14 protein-coding genes are annotated in these 15466 nt (G+C 58.0%); 4 read left to right on the top strand and 10 right to left on the bottom strand.

Annotated elements, in window-relative coordinates; all coding sequences use genetic code 11:
* Window positions 1-29 precede the first annotated feature (29 nt).
* The 6 genes from modA to IEU99_RS07130 all read right to left on the bottom strand — a co-directional run bounded on the left by modA (window position 30) and on the right by IEU99_RS07130 (window position 8973).
* Window positions 30-734 (bottom strand): molybdate ABC transporter substrate-binding protein, encoded by a 705-nt coding sequence (gene modA, locus IEU99_RS07155; protein WP_128890029.1) that lies wholly within the window; start codon window positions 732-734, stop codon window positions 30-32.
* Between the two features lie 63 nt (window positions 735-797).
* On the bottom strand, window positions 798-1586 hold the full coding sequence (gene narI, locus IEU99_RS07150) for a respiratory nitrate reductase subunit gamma (protein WP_128890028.1): 789 nt from the start codon (window positions 1584-1586) through the stop codon (window positions 798-800).
* Window positions 1587-1599: 13 nt separating this feature from the next.
* Window positions 1600-2277: a nitrate reductase molybdenum cofactor assembly chaperone gene (gene narJ / locus IEU99_RS07145; RefSeq protein ID WP_128890027.1), complete on the bottom strand. Its 678-nt coding sequence runs from the start codon at window positions 2275-2277 to the stop codon at window positions 1600-1602.
* Entirely contained in the window at window positions 2278-3867 is a 1590-nt protein-coding gene (gene narH / locus IEU99_RS07140) for a nitrate reductase subunit beta (RefSeq protein WP_123960411.1), read from the bottom strand.
* A complete protein-coding gene (locus tag IEU99_RS07135; protein ID WP_128890026.1) occupies window positions 3867-7592 on the bottom strand; it encodes a nitrate reductase subunit alpha in 3726 nt (1241 codons plus the stop codon). Before IEU99_RS07135 ends, narH begins: the two co-directional genes overlap by 1 nt.
* A gap of 55 nt (window positions 7593-7647) precedes the next feature.
* A complete protein-coding gene (locus tag IEU99_RS07130; protein ID WP_128890025.1) occupies window positions 7648-8973 on the bottom strand; it encodes a nitrate/nitrite transporter in 1326 nt (441 codons plus the stop codon).
* 286 nt (window positions 8974-9259) lie between these two features.
* On the opposite strand from IEU99_RS07130, the gene IEU99_RS07125 reads away from it, so the two are divergent.
* Window positions 9260-9832 carry a molybdopterin-binding protein gene (locus IEU99_RS07125; protein ID WP_164931163.1) on the top strand — a complete coding sequence of 191 codons (573 nt, stop codon included), beginning with the start codon at window positions 9260-9262 and terminating at the stop codon, window positions 9830-9832.
* Between the two features lie 217 nt (window positions 9833-10049).
* Here IEU99_RS07125 and IEU99_RS07120 read toward each other — a convergent pair whose 3' ends face one another.
* On the bottom strand, window positions 10050-10301 hold the full coding sequence (locus IEU99_RS07120) for a DUF2249 domain-containing protein (RefSeq protein WP_128890023.1): 252 nt from the start codon (window positions 10299-10301) through the stop codon (window positions 10050-10052).
* Between the two features lie 30 nt (window positions 10302-10331).
* Between IEU99_RS07120 and IEU99_RS07115 the strand changes: the two genes are divergently transcribed.
* From IEU99_RS07115 to IEU99_RS07105, 3 genes are read left to right on the top strand one after another with little or no spacing between them, the layout of a single operon-like run.
* Window positions 10332-11429 (top strand): DUF8744 domain-containing protein, encoded by a 1098-nt coding sequence (locus IEU99_RS07115; protein WP_128890022.1) that lies wholly within the window; start codon window positions 10332-10334, stop codon window positions 11427-11429.
* Complete coding sequence (locus tag IEU99_RS07110) at window positions 11410-12696, top strand: beta-carotene 15,15'-monooxygenase (RefSeq protein WP_128890021.1); 1287 nt, start codon at window positions 11410-11412, stop codon at window positions 12694-12696. Before IEU99_RS07115 ends, IEU99_RS07110 begins: the two co-directional genes overlap by 20 nt.
* A complete protein-coding gene (locus IEU99_RS07105) occupies window positions 12689-13093 on the top strand; it encodes a cupredoxin domain-containing protein (RefSeq protein ID WP_128890020.1) in 405 nt (134 codons plus the stop codon). The genes IEU99_RS07110 and IEU99_RS07105 overlap by 8 nt, the downstream gene beginning before the upstream one ends.
* Here the strand turns inward: IEU99_RS07105 and mobA are convergent.
* From mobA to IEU99_RS07090, 3 genes are read right to left on the bottom strand one after another with little or no spacing between them, the layout of a single operon-like run.
* Window positions 13090-13650 carry a molybdenum cofactor guanylyltransferase gene (mobA, locus tag IEU99_RS07100; protein WP_128890019.1) on the bottom strand — a complete coding sequence of 187 codons (561 nt, stop codon included), beginning with the start codon at window positions 13648-13650 and terminating at the stop codon, window positions 13090-13092. The genes IEU99_RS07105 and mobA overlap by 4 nt on opposite strands.
* Entirely contained in the window at window positions 13634-14110 is a 477-nt protein-coding gene (gene moaC, locus IEU99_RS07095) for a cyclic pyranopterin monophosphate synthase MoaC (protein ID WP_128890018.1), read from the bottom strand. The genes mobA and moaC overlap by 17 nt, the downstream gene beginning before the upstream one ends.
* A 51-nt stretch (window positions 14111-14161) precedes the next feature.
* Complete coding sequence (locus IEU99_RS07090; protein WP_128890017.1) at window positions 14162-15415, bottom strand: molybdopterin molybdotransferase MoeA; 1254 nt, start codon at window positions 15413-15415, stop codon at window positions 14162-14164.
* Between the last annotated feature and the right edge of the window lie 51 nt (window positions 15416-15466).

Genomic DNA, 15466 nt, shown 5'->3' with positions numbered 1-15466 from the left:
CACAGGGGCGCTAGGGGCTCGTCGCTGTATCACTGAGGTGTAAATCCTTGCTCTTGCCAAATGGCACGAAACTGCTCTGAGCCTAGAGTATCGACAACCGCCTGGGCTTGGTCGCGATGGGAGCTATCCTTGACCACCGCCGCCATGATGCGGTTGGGGTATTCATTGGCGTGAGGGATCTCAATTACTTCCACGCTATCGCCCGCGGCGGCGGCATCGCTTTGGTAGACCACTCCTGCGTCGGCCTCGCCGGAAGTCACCTTGCCCAACACATCCGAAACGGATTGTTCAAGCGAGGCCGGTGTGATGGTGGCATTATTGGCCTTTTCTAAGCGAGCGGTGGTATCGCCACAGGGCACTTGCACATCGCATATCACCACCACAGCCTTGTCCAGATCGTCGATGCCGCGAACTCCCGCGGGGTTGCCCTTGGGCACGATCAACACCATGGAATTAGTGGCCACCGCGCGCGGGTGAGTGACAAGGCCTGCGTCTTGGGCTTGTTGCATCGTGGCCTCATTGGCGGTGATGAGCACGTCTGCCGGTGCGCCCTCACGAAGTTGTTGCACCAAGGTGGCGGAACCGGCGTTGTGAAATTGCAGGTCTTCACCGCTTTGCTGGACTAGGGACTCATTAATCAGACGAGTCGAGGCAGCTCCAAAAACCGTGAGCTGCCCATTTTGTGCGCAGGCTGAAAGAAGCAAAACGAGGGCCAGCGGCAGCGCGATACGCATGAAGGGCGTTCCTCCTGGGAAAAGTGGTGGGCACCAACGCTGGTGCGCGGTGCCCTTGGAAGACTATGCGCCGTACCACTGGCCTTCATCATTGGGTTCATGCACCTGGCGTTTGTTTGAGCGTACCGGCTCCCAAGCCACATGTTGGCGAGTGGGCTGTGTTCTGGTATCCCGGGAGCGGTACACCACATAGGGGCGAGTGGTATAGCCAACTGGAGCAGAAAACACGTGCACCAAGCGAGTAAAAGGCCAAATAGCTAGCAGGGTAAAACCGGCAAGTACATGGACTTTGAATTGCCAGGGTACCGTAGCCATCCATTCCGGGTGTGCGTTAAAGATGAGTAATTGGCGCAGCCAAGGAGAGATGGTCTCGCGGTAATCGTAGCCATGAGGTCCACCGAAGACCTGGGTGCTCACCGTGGCAACAAAGCCGCTCAAGATGGCGAGGCCAAGCAGCACATACATCACCTTGTCTGAGGTGGAGGTGGATAGGAACACCGAGCGGGTGTGCACGCGGCGATATATCAATCCCACTAATCCCAGCACCGCGGCGATACCGGCGATGGTGCCGGGGATGGTAGCGATGAGGTGATAGGCGGCATCTGAGATGCCTACGGCACGAGTCCAGGACTTAGGAAATGCCAAGCCCATGATGTGGCCAAGGATCACAAACATCATGCCCCAGTGAAATAGTGGCGAGGAGATGCGCAGCAGCTTTGATTCATAGATTTGGGTGGAATGTGTGGTCCAACCAAATTGATCGGTACGCCAACGCCAAGACATGCCCAGCACAAACGCGACGATGGCAAGCCAAGGAAACGCGACCCACAAGAACGTGTCAATAGAAGTCATGGTGATTCCTTATTTAGGGGTTTTCGGTTTGGGCAAAGGGAAATGGGGTGCCAAGGCCAACCAGTTCGGAGGGTGGCCCCTGACGAATTAGCTCCATAAAGTGCTGAGCAAGCTCTTGGTCAATCTCCGGCAACGCCATGCACACAGCCTTGATCAGGTGCGCATAGGGAGAATTGAAGGTTTCAAGGGCTGCGCGCAGCACCTCGATGCCATCGCGGTGGGTGGCAAGAATTTGGGTTGCTTGATCATGCGCCTCGCCTTGAGCAAGCCCTGCAGCTTCGAGCAAAACGCACAAGTGGTCGGGAAGTTCATCGCGATCGAGCTCAAAGCCTAAGGCGCCAAGTGCATCACGAAACGCCAAGATGGCTGTGCCACGCTGGCGAGTATCGCCAACAGCGTAGTAGCTCAAAAACAGCGAACAGCGGCGGCGCTGATCAAAGGTATCTACATAGTGTTCCTCCAACCAGCGAGCAGAGTGGATAGCAACAGCGTGGAAAAACGCTTCGAGTTCCGCTTCAATCGCTGCAGGCATAGCACCTAGCGCTTTGTGAACCGTGGGGATGCGTTGGATTAAGACCTCATCCGGGTAGTCCAGCAGTAGGGAACAGGCCATAAACAGCCTGCGGCGTTGCTGCTGGGTAACAGTTACGGCCGGGGTTGGAGCCGGGACGATGCCGACGTGGGTACGCATCTATCGGCTCCTTGGAAACATCGAGTCTGGACGCTGCCCAGCACTCCAAGAAGTAAGCGCTACAGGCCCTGCGCCTGCGCCGCTGTGGCAGGCCTCGGGGGCGCCTTCACCCAAACCGTGGAATTGTTCCACGCTGGCAGCAGGATCCGCGCCGCCGAAAGAAGGCAGCGAGGAAATACCGCGCGGTGTCTCCGGCGAAGCAGTGGGGATAACGTAGCGATCGTCATACTTGGCAATGGCAAGCAAGCGATACATCGCTTCCATGTCCTTGCCGGTCATGCCCACCGAAGCGGCAATAGCTTCCTGCGGCTTTTGGCCGAGGTTGATATCGCGCATATACGAACGCATTGCGGCAAGCCTGCGCAGCACCTTTTCTACCGCCGCTGTATCGCCGGCGGTAAACAGCCCCGCGAGGTACTCCAGGGGGATACGCATATTGGAAATGGCAGAGAGCAACACCTTGTGGTGCTCGCCATCTGCGCCAGAGGCAGTCACGGCATCCACCACTGGGCTCAGTGGCGGGATGTACCACACCATAGGCAAGGTGCGATACTCCGGGTGCAAGGGCACGGCCACCTCATAACGGAAGATGAGATCCCAGATGGGAGATTGCTGTGCAGCATCGATCCAGGAGTGCGGGATGCCAGCTTCTACTGCCGCGCGCTGAACCTCAGGATCATGGGGATCAAGCAGAATATCTTTTTGGGCTTGGAAGAGATCGCCTTCTTCCGGTGTGGAGGCTGCCGATGCCACACGGTCGGCGTCGTAAAGCAAGACTCCTAGGTAACGAAGGCGGCCGACGCAGGTTTCCGAACACACGGTGGGCTGGCCAACCTCGATGCGTGGATAACACAAGGTACATTTTTCGGCCTTGCCGGTTTTGTGGTTGAAGTAGACCTTCTTATACGGACAGCCCGAAACACACATGCGCCAACCACGGCAACGATCTTGATCTACCAACACGATGCCGTCTTCACTGCGCTTATACATCGCCCCCGAAGGGCAAGAAGAAACGCAGGTGGGGTTCAGACAGTGCTCGCAAATACGCGGAAGATAGAACATGAAGGCATCTTCGATCTCCTTGCGCACCTGCATATTCATCTGCTTGAGCACTGGGTCATCATCAAGTGTTTGCCCGGAGCCGCCGAGGTTATCATCCCAGTTAGAAGACCACTTGATGGTATCGATCGGCCGGCCATCGAGCTGCGACACAGGCCGAGCAGTGGGCTGGGTCTTTTGCCCTGCAGGAGCCGAGAGCAGCTTTTCATACTCATAGGTCCAAGGCTCGTAATAATCCTCGATCGTAGGCAGCTTGGGGTTATGGAAGATGGTGGCGAGCTTTTTTAAACGCCCACCCGAACGAGGCTTGAGCTTGCCGCGCTTATCAAGCACCCAGCCGCCTTCCCACTTGCCTTGATCTTCCCAGCCATAGGGATAACCAACGCCAGGGCGCGTTTCTACGTTGTTGAACCACATGTACTCGGTGCCCTCGCGGTTGGTCCATGCCTGCTTACAGGTCACAGAACACGTGTGGCAGCCGATGCACTTGTCTAGGTTCATGATCATCGCAATTTGGGCCATGACCTTCATTAGTATTCAACCTCCTGGGAGCGGCGGCGGATGCGCGTGACCTCGTCACGGTTATTGCCAGTGGGGCCGATGTAGTTGAAGCCGTAGGTGAGGTGGCCATAGCCACCGGCGACGTGAATCGGCTTGATCATGATGCGGGTAAGCGAATTGTGGGTACCGCCGCGGCGTCCGGTGGACTCATTGAGCGGCGTGCCCGTAGTGCGTTCCTGGGCGTGGTTCATAAACACCGTGCCTTCAGGGATGCGATAAGAAACGATCGCGCGAGCCGAAACCACACCATTGCGGTTATAAGCCTCAACCCAGTCGTTATCGCGAACACCAAGCTTGTCGGCGTCTTTTTGGGACATCCAAATCACCTGGCCACCACGAGAGATAGACAACACATGCAGGTTGTCGTAGTACTGCGAGTGAATCGACCACTTATTGTGCGTGGTGAGGTAGCGAACGGTGACCTCTGGATCTCCGGCGTTGTTTTGCAACAGCTCACCCGGAGCCGTCTCGCCGTGGACGTGCAAGTGATCAAGCGGCGGGCGATACATGGGCAAGGCCTCGCCATAATCAATGAACCAGTCGTGGTCGAGGTAGTAGTGCATACGACCAGACAAAGTATGGAAGGGCTTTAAGTACTCGCGGTTGATCGAAAACGCCGTGTAGCGCCGACCATCCTTTTTAATACCCGTCCACTCAGGAGAAGTGATGACTTCCGCCGGGCGTTCCTTGATCATGTCCCAGTTGATGCGCGTGCCTTCTACATTATCGACGAGCTCATGGAGGTTATCCAGGCCTGTGCGCTTTGCCTGATTGCGGAAGCCTTCGGCTGCCACCTCGCCATTTGAGACTCCAGAAAGGTGCAAGATCATGTTGATCACCTTCGGGGCCGAACTGAGATCCGGGCGCATACCGGCACTAGCAGTCTCGGATTCACCCAAGATCAGACGCAACTCATCAGTTTGCTTGGACACGTCATAGGCCGTGCCGTGCACACCGGTGCCCAGCTTGCCTGTTAGTGGGCCTAGGTGCATCCATTTTTCATACACAGCGCCGTAATCGCGCTCGACAGGAATGAGCTTGGCCATCGTCTTACCTGGCACATAGCCATGCTCATCCAGCGGAGGCACCACACCACCGGGCATGGCCAGCTCATCGGGGGAGTCGTGGGCAAGCGGTGCAGCCACCACATCTGTTTGGGTACCCAACCACTTGGCTGCGAGCTTGGAAAACGCAGCGGCCAAATCGCGGAAGACCTCGAAATCGCTTCGTGCCTCCCAGGGCGGATTAATGGCTGCATTAAAGGAGTGCAAGAAGGGGTGCATGTCTGTAGAAGACATATCGTGCTTTTCATACCAAGTAGCAGCAGGCAGCACGATATCCGAGCTCAGTGAGGTAGAGGTGTTGCGGAAGTCGGTGGTCATCATCAGATCCAACTTCCCCTTCGGGGCCTCATCGCGCCAGACCATCTGCTCGGGGCGATCCTCAGGGCCGATCTCTTCGGCAGAAGCATCAGAATCAATACCAAGCATGTGGCGTAAGAAGAACTCCGTGCCCTTGGCAGAAGAACCCAAAAGGTTGGTACGCCAGTTAAGCAAAATACGCGGATAGTTCTGCGGATTATCGGGATCCTCGCAAGCAAAGTGAAGATTGCCCGCGTTGAGCTCATTGGCAATGTGTTCTTGAGGTGAGATGCCTTGTTGCTTGGCTTCTTCGGCAAGCAACAAGGTGTTGCGATCAAACTGCGGATACGCAGGCATCCAACCGCGCTTCATCGATTCCACCAGCGTATCGGCGGTGGTCTTATTACCCACCACGCCACGGTTTGCCAAAGGCGAGGCCAAACGTGCGGCTTTGGTGGAGTCATAGCGCCACTGATCAGTGGTGAGGTAGTAGAAGCCGGTAGAAATCATCTGACGCGGCGGGCGGTTCCAATCGCCAGCAAAAGCGTACTGGCCCCAACCATTCATCGGACGCAGCTTTTCTTGACCCACATAGTGCGCCCAGCCGCCACCATTGACGCCCTGGGTACCGCACATCGAGGTCAGTGCCAAGAAGGTGCGATAGATGGAATCAGCATGGAAGTAGTGGTTGACACCAGCGCCCATGATGATCTGCGAACGTCCACCGGAATCCACAGCATTTTGAGCAAATTCTCGCCCAATACGAATCGCCGCATTAGCGGGCACGCCGGTGAGCTCTTCTTGCCATGCGGGAGTGCCCACCACAGATGCGTCAAAGAAATCTTCGGGCCACTGACCAGGCAAGTTCAGCTCTGCGCGGCTCACACCATAGTGGGCGAGCATCAAGTCATACACGGTGGTAACCAGCTTGCCGTTGACCTTTCGCGTGGGCACACCACGGTGCACGACGCCGGCACCAACAGGGCCTTCCTGATCGCCGCCGCCTGGAAGATCAAAGCGCGGGAAGCACACCTCGGCAGTATCAAAGCCGTTGGTTTCTGCCACCGACATCACCGGGGCAACACCATCGAGCTTGAGGTTCCACTTGCCCTCGCCATCATCACCCCAGCGATCGGCCACGGTGCCGCCGGGATCCTTGATGGCTCCATCAGCTTCCATCACCAGCAGGCGGTGGGTGGCATTGGCCGTGCTTGCCAGCGAATCGTCACCGCTTTGGGCTGCACTGAGGAACTTGCCTGGGGTGAAAGTGCCGTCTGCTCGTTGATCCAGCTCCACTAAGAAGGGGGCATCGGTGAATTGCCGCATGTAGTCAAGGAAGAAAGGCTCCTTCTTGCCCACATGGAATTCACTCAAGATCACATGGCCCATGGCAAAAGCCAGCGCACCATCGGTGCCAGGTGCAAGCCTGAGCCATTCATCAGCAAACTTGGTGTTATCTGCAAAGTCGGGAGACACCACCACAACCTTGGTGCCCTTATAGCGCGTCTCTGCCATAAAGTGCGCATCGGGAGTACGCGTGACGGGGATATTAGATCCCCACATCATTAAGTAACTGGAGTTGTACCAATCGCCAGATTCTGGCACATCGGTTTGATCACCGAAGGTTTGCGGGGAAGCCGGCGGAAGGTCTGCGTACCAGTCGTAGAAAGACAGCGCCACGCCGCCGATGAGTTGCAGGAAGCGAGTACCTGCACCGTAGGACACTTGCGACATCGCCGGGATGACGGTGAAGCCTGCGATGCGGTCAGGGCCATATTGCTTGACGGTGTAAACATGGGCTGCTGCCGCAATTTCCATTGCCTCGTCATAGCCCACACGCACCAAACCACCTTTGCCACGCTGAGAGATATATGCCTCGCGCTTTTCTGGTGTTTCCACGATCTCGCGCCAAGCCAATACTGGGTCGCGCAAACGCCCCTTGGCCTCGCGGAACATATCAAGAAGAACGCCGCGGATATAGGGGTAGCGAATGCGCGTAGGCGAGTAGGTGTACCAGGAAAAGGATGCGCCGCGGGGGCAACCACGAGGCTCATAATCGGGCATGTCGGGCCCGGTGGTTGGGTAATCCACTGCCTGGGATTCCCAGGTGATCACGCCATCTTTAACGTAGACCTTCCAGGAACAAGAACCAGTGCAGTTCACGCCGTGGGTTGAACGCACAACCTTGTCAAAAGCCCAGCGGTCGCGATAAAACACATCCGCCTGCCGGCCACCTTTGAGGAAGATTTGCTGGCCTTCTTTGCCGGTTTCGCCCTTGCGCAAGAAGCTGCCCATTTGGAAGAGGGGGTTAGACGATTGCGAAGCTGTTGGCATCGTAAGGACCCTTTCTTATTTGCTGTCGATAGTGATAAGGGGCACGAAATGCGGCTTAACCTGGGAAGGGAGCGCCGGGTCGGGCGTAGTAGATCCACACCAAGGCCGTGGTGATGGCGAAGAAGACCACGCAACCGAAGAAGAACACCTGTGGTGCCATCAGCGACAACAGCACACCGCAAATAAACGGGCCGAATGCTGCAATGCCACCGGTCCAACCGATCACGCCGCCGGCTTGGCGCTTGGGCAAAATCATGGGCATCTGCTTGAAGGTGCCCGCATTGCCGAGGCCTGTGAAGAAGAAGACGATGAGCATGAAAATTAAGAACCACTTGTACTGGCCGGGCTCATCGGGATTCAGCGTCAAGGCTGCCAAAGCAGTGAAGATGGTCATGCCAAGGCCGCCGATGAAGGTCCAGATTGCACCACCGAAACGGTCGCACAAAGGGCCCCACATGGCGCGAACCAGTGCACCGATCAGGGGGCCAAGGAAGGCATATTTTGCGCCCTTGGGAAGGTCTGCGTACTGGCCTGCGAATTGGGAGGCCTCGCCAAAGACGTTGTTGATCAGCAGTGCGAGCTGTGCGGCGAAACCGGAGAATGCGCCGAAGGTCATCAGATACACCACGGTGAGGATCCAGGTGTTCTTGTTGCCGAAGATGTCGATCTGCTGGCGGATATTTGCCTTAACCGGCACATCTTTAAGCAGCATCCAAGCCACGATGGCGCCGACGATAGCCCAGGGCACCATGATGATGGCGGGGGTGTGGACGAATACTTCGCCATCGTCGGTGCGTTGTGGAGCCACGAAGCCAAGGCCGAGGAGGCTAAAGCCCATGAGCCAAGGGGCTACGAGCTGGATAAAGGAAATGCCGAAGTTACCAATGCCGGCCTGGATGCCCAAGGCTGTTCCTTGGAGGCGCTTGGGAAAGAAGTAGCCGGTGGAGGGCATGAAGCCTGAGAAGACGCCACCGCCGATGCCTGAGATGAAAGCGAGGGTGAGCAGCCACCAGTAGGGGGTATCGGAGTTTTGGACGGCGAAGAACCAGCCGATCATCGGGATGATGAACAGCAGGGAGGACATGCTCACGAGCTTCCGGGTGCCGATCATAGGCGGCAAGAACATGAAGATGAGTCGGAAGATACCGCAGGAGAGTCCGGGGATGGCGGTGAGCCAGTAGAGCTGCGATTTGCTCAGGTCGAAGCCGATTTGATTGAGCATCGGCGCGATAGCAGAGACGAGATACCAGGTAGCGAAGCCGATGATCAGCACGATGGTGGAGATCCACAACGTGGTCCAGGCAATTTTGCTGTCCCAGGTTTCTTGGTGCTCGGGATCCCAGCCCTCAAGCACGCGTTGGTCGGTGCGTAGTTGCATCATGTGATTCCTTTGGAAAAAGGGGGCGCTATGAGGTGCCTGTCACCTCACGCTAATTGACTTCGAATTTACCGTGTTTAATACTTAAAAAGCTAAATTTTCACGAAAAAAGTCAAAAAAAGTATCGTTGTCACCCCTGATCTGCGGAAAGTTCAGGCGGTACGCGTGAAGGTATTGGTCACCTGCCGCTGTCTGTGGTGGTGGTTGGGCTTTAAATGCCGGGGCTAGTCACCTCATGCCGTGATGGCGGCACTTAAAAGCTGTGCATTCGCCGAAGGGAAGGAGTGCCGTGCAAGATTGGGATGCGGTGAGCATCGTGGTTGGCGATCGTATAATCCGCGGTCAGCGGCCAAACAAGGCCGGTCCGGAAGTCGAAAGGCAACTCAAGGCGCTCGGTGTGGCAAAAGTGCATCAACGCTGTGTGGGGGAGGGGCGTGAGCCACTTGTTTCAGCGTTTGATTGGGCTGCTGCGATGCGGCCCGCAGTGATCGTTATCGCTGGTGGCACGGGTTTGAACCCGGGTAATGTCACTCCAGAAATCAGCATGGAGTACATAATCCAGCGACTATATGGCCTAGAAATGCAGGTGCTTATTCAAGGGCTTGAGCACACCGAAAAGGCTGGTTTAAGTCGCGGTGTAATCGGTATTGCCAGGGTAGGTAATGAGGCGTGCCTACTGATAAATACGCCGAGCTCTCGCGGTGGGGTCTGTGATGTGTTTGAGGTGATCGCTGGCGTGTGGGACAGCATTGCTGAGGCACTTGATTCTCACCGCGAGGCGGATGCTCGATCCCAAGCCGGTCATTGCTGTGCGGGGGAGCCTGACAAAGATGAGAGCGTGGCTTGGGGGCTTCAGGAGTGAATGCCCCTGCCTTGCTGGGGTGTTAGGTGCTCACGCTGTGTTGTGGAGCTGTGGTGTCGCGTTTTTAGCTTATGGCGGTGCCGAAGTGTGGTTGCTTGGGGCGGCTAGTCGAAGGTTGGTAGCCGAAGTCTGGCGAGCAACCTGCCGTATCCAGATGCGTGGAAGTGTTTTAGGGCTTTAAGGCCGGCGGGTCTCCACCGCCGACCCTGGCTTGCTGCTAGGCGGTGCGGGTGAATTGAATATGCCAATCCTTTGGGCCTTCCTGCAGGTATTTCACCTGGAAGGTTTCTTCGCGCGCTTCAACTTCTTTGAGCAATGGAATTGGGTTGTGCGGGGCAATCAGGATCATCGATTCGCCCACCCCGCGGGAACCCAATGCGCCGTGGATCGCGCCGTGGCGCAGGGCGTGGGGGATTACGCAGGCGTTCAGAGTGGGGGTGTGTTCGGTGCTTGAAAGGGGTAATTGCATGGTTGGAAGCATAGCCGGAGAATAACTACGATGAAAGATGTGAAAAACAATTCCGGGGCTCAACGAGCACCCATCGGCCGATTGCTGCTGCTGGCAGGCGCGGGTGTATCCCTCGCTATCGGCCTGGGTGCCGGCCTCGGGCTTGGCGGAGTGTTGAAAGCACCGCTTGAGATCCGATCACACCCCATCGATCACGGTGCCCTCATGGTCTTTGGCTTTCTCGGCACCGTGATCAGCCTCGAACGCGCCGTTGCAGTGCGGAAATCCTGGGCATGGATCGTGCCCATCCTCGGGCTTAGCGGAAGCCTCGCCATGCTTGTAGGCCTAGGCCCGATCGCCGGCCTGGCTTGGCTTGGCGCCTTCGGCGGACTGTGCGGGATCTACGCCAGCATCCAACGCCGCGCAGCCACCACCGCCATCCTGGTGCAATTGGTCGGTGCGGTCGCAGGAGCATGTGCAGTGCTGCAATGGCTTTTGAGCCACACCTTGAGCCCGGCACTGAGCTTCGCGGCGATCTTTGTTATCGCCACCATCATCGGTGAACGCATGGAACTTGCCCGAGTAGCGTTTAGCGGCGCGCAGGCGGAATCGAGCATCGCCGTATTGGTGCTTGGCGCCTTTGCTGCTGCCGTGATCCCTCACGCGGGCCGCCTCTTTGGCGTCGTCGTGCTCTTATTGGCGCTGCGCTCGGTGCACATCGACGTAGCGCGCAGACTCATCCACGCTGCCGGTCTGCCACGCTATAGCGCCTGGTGCATGCTCGCAGGCTATGGCTGGCTTATCGCTGCTGCCTGCACCTGGATGCTCAATGGGCCGTATGATCTGCGCGTTCACATGATCTTCTTGGGCTTCGTATTTTCCATGATTTTCGCCCACGCTCCCACCATCGCCACGGCTATTACTAAACGCCCGCTGCCATATAGCCCCGTGCTGTATATTCCCTTGATCGTGTTGCACCTTAGCCTCGCGCTGCGGGTACTCAGCGCGCTATTGATGCTCACGCCAAGCTGGCGGGTAGCGATCAGCGCGAACGTTGTCGCCATCGCGGTGTTTATGGCTTGTGCCATCAGCCTGAGCGTGATCCGAGGCAACACCAAGGAGGTGCGCGGTGCAACTGCAGCCTCCTGAGCCTACAAAGCCCCAACCCCTCGGCGCTCTCGCAGGCCTTTCACCTGCGAGCGCCAAGCCCACATTGGCGCTAAGTGATCATTCTTTAGCCACGAGAGCACGCTGGCACACCAGTCTTTTTGTCATCATCGCCGCGTGGGTGCTCAGCGCCATCGCTGCATGGGTGGCTCGCTTTCTAGGCCAACCGGTGAGCTGGTGGCAAGCCATCCACACCGTAACGCTCGGGGCAATCGCCACCGCCATTTTCGGCTACATCACCCACTTCACGGAGGCGCTGACCCGCCAACCTCCCAGTGGCTTCCGCGCCATCGCCACAAGAATCGGCCTGCTCCAACTGGGCCTGATCCTGCTCATGGTGTCGAGCCCCGCCAGTAGTTGGCACCTGCTAGAAACCCTCGGCGCCTCGCTAATCACGCTGGCGAGTCTGTGGCAATTGTGGTGGGTGATTACCCGGCTGCGTGGCTCCCTCTCCGGCCGCTTTGCTAGCACCGTGCCCATGTACATTGCCGCCCTCGTTGCCCTATGTATCGCCATTGGCTGCGTGGTGTGCGCCGGGTTCGGGTTGGGCAGTTTTAGCGGGCTGATCGCAGCACATGCTCGTGCAGCGCTGTGGGGCTTTGTTGGTTTCAGCATGTACGGCACCGTTGTGACCTTGTTGCCCACATTGAGTGCCACCCCTATCAGCGAAGAAGCCCGCGCTCGCGTTTCGCCCGCCCTGTTTCTTCTCAGCCTTTGCTTGTTGCACATTGTGTGGTTATTGATCTTCCAATTACCGCGCATCGCCGGCGTTTTCGGCCTTGGCCTTTGTGCGGTGGGCGCCTGGTTGCTGTGGCCTATCGTGCGCAGCGCCGTGCGCCACAGTTCCGGGCTTGATGCCGCACCCGCCGGGGTAGTGGTGGCGCTGTGCAGCTTGCTTGCTTTGCAGCTTTTCGACGCCACAGCGCTCATCCTCGGACGTGACCCTCGGGAGGTATTCCAGCAGATCATCCCGGCGTTGCTTGCTTCGGTGCTGTTATTGGTGGTGCTCAGTGTGCTGCAGTTTTTATTGCCCACCATGGTTGGTGGCGGCCCAAAGGCTGTGCAACGAGCCCGTGCCAGGGCGCAACGCAGTGGTTATGCGCGCATCGCGCTGATCATTGTTGGTAGCCTGCTTGCCCTTTTCCAAAGCCCCCTATGGATCGTGCTGGTAGGCCTTGGTGTGCTTTGGACGGTGCTCGCGCTGAGCTTTGCCGTGGTGCGACAGAGAAAAGGCCTACGCCATGGATAAACAAACGCAGAACTTCACCTTCGCCCTGCTCGGTCTTGGCATCGCAGCCGTGATCAGTATCCTCGCGCAGCACCTTGCGCCACAGCTTGTTCTCGCCGATCAGCAGGCCACGCACACCCAGCAGGCGGAGGCCGGAAGGGCAGTGCAGGTACGGATTGAAGGCTTATCGTTTGTGCCCGATGTCATTGAGGCATCTCCTGGCCAAACATTGGACATTGAAGTGCACAACACCGGCGATATGACCCACGATCTGGTGCTCGGCTCTCAGCGCACAGCGCTGCTTGCACCAGGCCAGCGCGATCATATTCGCATCACTGTGCATCAGGGCATGCGGGGCTGGTGCTCCTTGCCAGGGCATCGCCAACAAGGCATGGTGCTGGATATTCGCCTGCGCTAGAAGCTGATGTTGCCAAGGCGGCGGAGCTGCTCGGGCGTGTCATAATCTTGCTCCAAGCCACCTCCTTGCAGCGCATAAACCTTGGCGTGATCGAGCAATTTTTTGGCCGCAATATCGCGGGTGCGATCCAATCGCGCCAGCGCTTGGCGCAGGGCTTGGGCATGCCATAAAGAGCACAAGGCATTGCGATGCGTCCCATCGCTTACTACCACAGCATCGACTGCGTGCTCGGCTAAGAGCGCTGCCATGCGCGGCAATAGCAACGGTGCCGCGGGGGCATCCACAGCCATAATGCCCACCAGTTGCCCGGTGCACCAGGGCAGTGCCGCCGCAATGCCTGCTACCGGGCCACCATATGCTGGTGATTCACACACCCGTGGGTGAAAACCCAGCTCGACGGGGCTTACGGCCACCACCTCGCATTGCGGTGGGATATTGGCCAGTGTGGCGTCGAAAAGCCGAATGCCATTGACCTTGACCTGCGCCTTATCGTGGCCCATGCGCTCACTTTTACCGCCGGCGAGCACAATCACCGAGGTGCTAGCGGGGAAGCTCACGCGACCAATCCCCAGAGCGCCCGCCGGATTTCGCAACGATGCCACAGGTACGGATATAGGCGGAGCGATCTACGCCCTTGACCATATCCACAATGCTCAACGCAGCCACACTGACCGCGGTGAGGGCTTCCATCTCCACACCGGTGCGGTCCGCGGTGCGCACGGTGGCTTGAATCCACACATGATCTTCTTTGATCTCAAGCTCAACGGCGCAACCATGCACCCCGATGGTGTGGGCTAAGGGCAAAAGCTCAGGAACGCGCTTTGCCGCAGCGATACCTGCAACGCGGGCTATCGCCAACACATCACCTTTTGGCACGCTGCCATCGCGCAGCGCCTGGAGTACCTCGGGCGAACACGCAACCTCGCCCTCGGCGGTGGCCTCACGCACCGTGGGCTGTTTATTGGTCACATCCACCATGTAGGCGGCACCGGCGTCGTTTAGGTGGGTAAAGCGCATGGGATTGTTCCTCAAACTAACAGTAGAAGCAGGGCAGAAGAAGCATTCAAGCTAAAAAAGAATCACATCGACACTATCGCCAGCTTCAACTGCTGGGTGATCAGGGGCGCGTCGAATCATTCCACGGACATGTGCCAGTGACGCAACGCGGTGGGAACCAACCCCTTGAGCCAAGCGGGGTGTGGCCTCAAGCTGATCGCGCATCTCAAGTGAGGTGGGGATGAACTGCTCGCGGGATCCGTTGGCGGGAAGGGCAGTAGCGCTTCGGGCTTGAACCTGCACAAGCTCTAAGCAGCGCTGTGCATCAAAGCCGCTGAGGCGACGCAGCACAGGCTGGGCAAACAGGAAGAAGGACACATAGGCGCTCACCGGATTGCCCGGCAGACACAGCACCACCGCTTGGCGATTCCCCGCCTGGTGGATGCCTGCGCCTTGAGGTTTGCCCGGTTGCATGGCCACATGGCCAAACCACATGCTGGACCCCAAGACCTCTTTGACCACATCGAAAGCGCCGGCCGAAACCCCGCCGGTGGTGATCACAACATCGGCACTGGCCGTGGCTTCTTGTAAGGCCTGCTCAAAGGCTGCCGGATCATCGGGAACATGCCGTTGGGTGACGTTGATGCCCAGACGGCGACATGCCTCGGCAATCATCGGGCGATTCGAATCCGGAATCTGCCCTGGGCCAGGAAGGGTGCCGGCGGCAGCGAGCTCATCTCCAGAAGAAAGCACGCAGACCATAGGCAGGGCGTGTACCTCTACTTCCACCACGCCGATCGAGGTTAAAGCGGCGATCGCACCGGCGTCGAGCTCAGTACCGGCTTCTAAGACCACCTCGCCGATGGCTGCATCCTCACCGCGACGTCGAATATGGCTGCGCTCGGGATTGGCAGCACGCACCTGCACTGTCGTGGGCACCTCGCGTTGCGCAGGGTAGGCATCGGTGTCTTCTACCGGGATCACCACATAGTCTTCACACTGCTCACCGCAGGCAGCACCCGTCATGATCCTCAAAGCCTCACCGCGGCCAAAGTCCGGGGCCACTGCTCCAGCCGGCACATCGGCGATCACTGGAAATTCCCAGGGTGCCTCACCGCGAAGGTCCCCACGGTGAACTAAAAAGCCGTCCATGGCCGAATTGCTAAAAGGCGGCACAGCTAATTGCGCTTGCACATCGCTTGCCAGCACGCGGCCTGCGGCCGCAGCCACCGGGATGTGCTGCGTAGGCAGTGGCTGGAGGCCATCGATAATTGCGGCGCGATGCTCGTCGACGCTGCGATCAAAACTACTGTGCTCACAAGACATAGGAGCTGCTCCTTGATTGTTTTTTTAAGGTGGGGTGCGAAAAACCCGGCT

Source organism: Corynebacterium pelargi (assembly GCF_014635485.1).
Lineage (GTDB): Bacteria > Actinomycetota > Actinomycetes > Mycobacteriales > Mycobacteriaceae > Corynebacterium > Corynebacterium pelargi.
The sequence above is the reverse complement of the archived record's forward strand: the minus strand, read 5'-3'. Positions and strand labels throughout refer to the sequence as shown.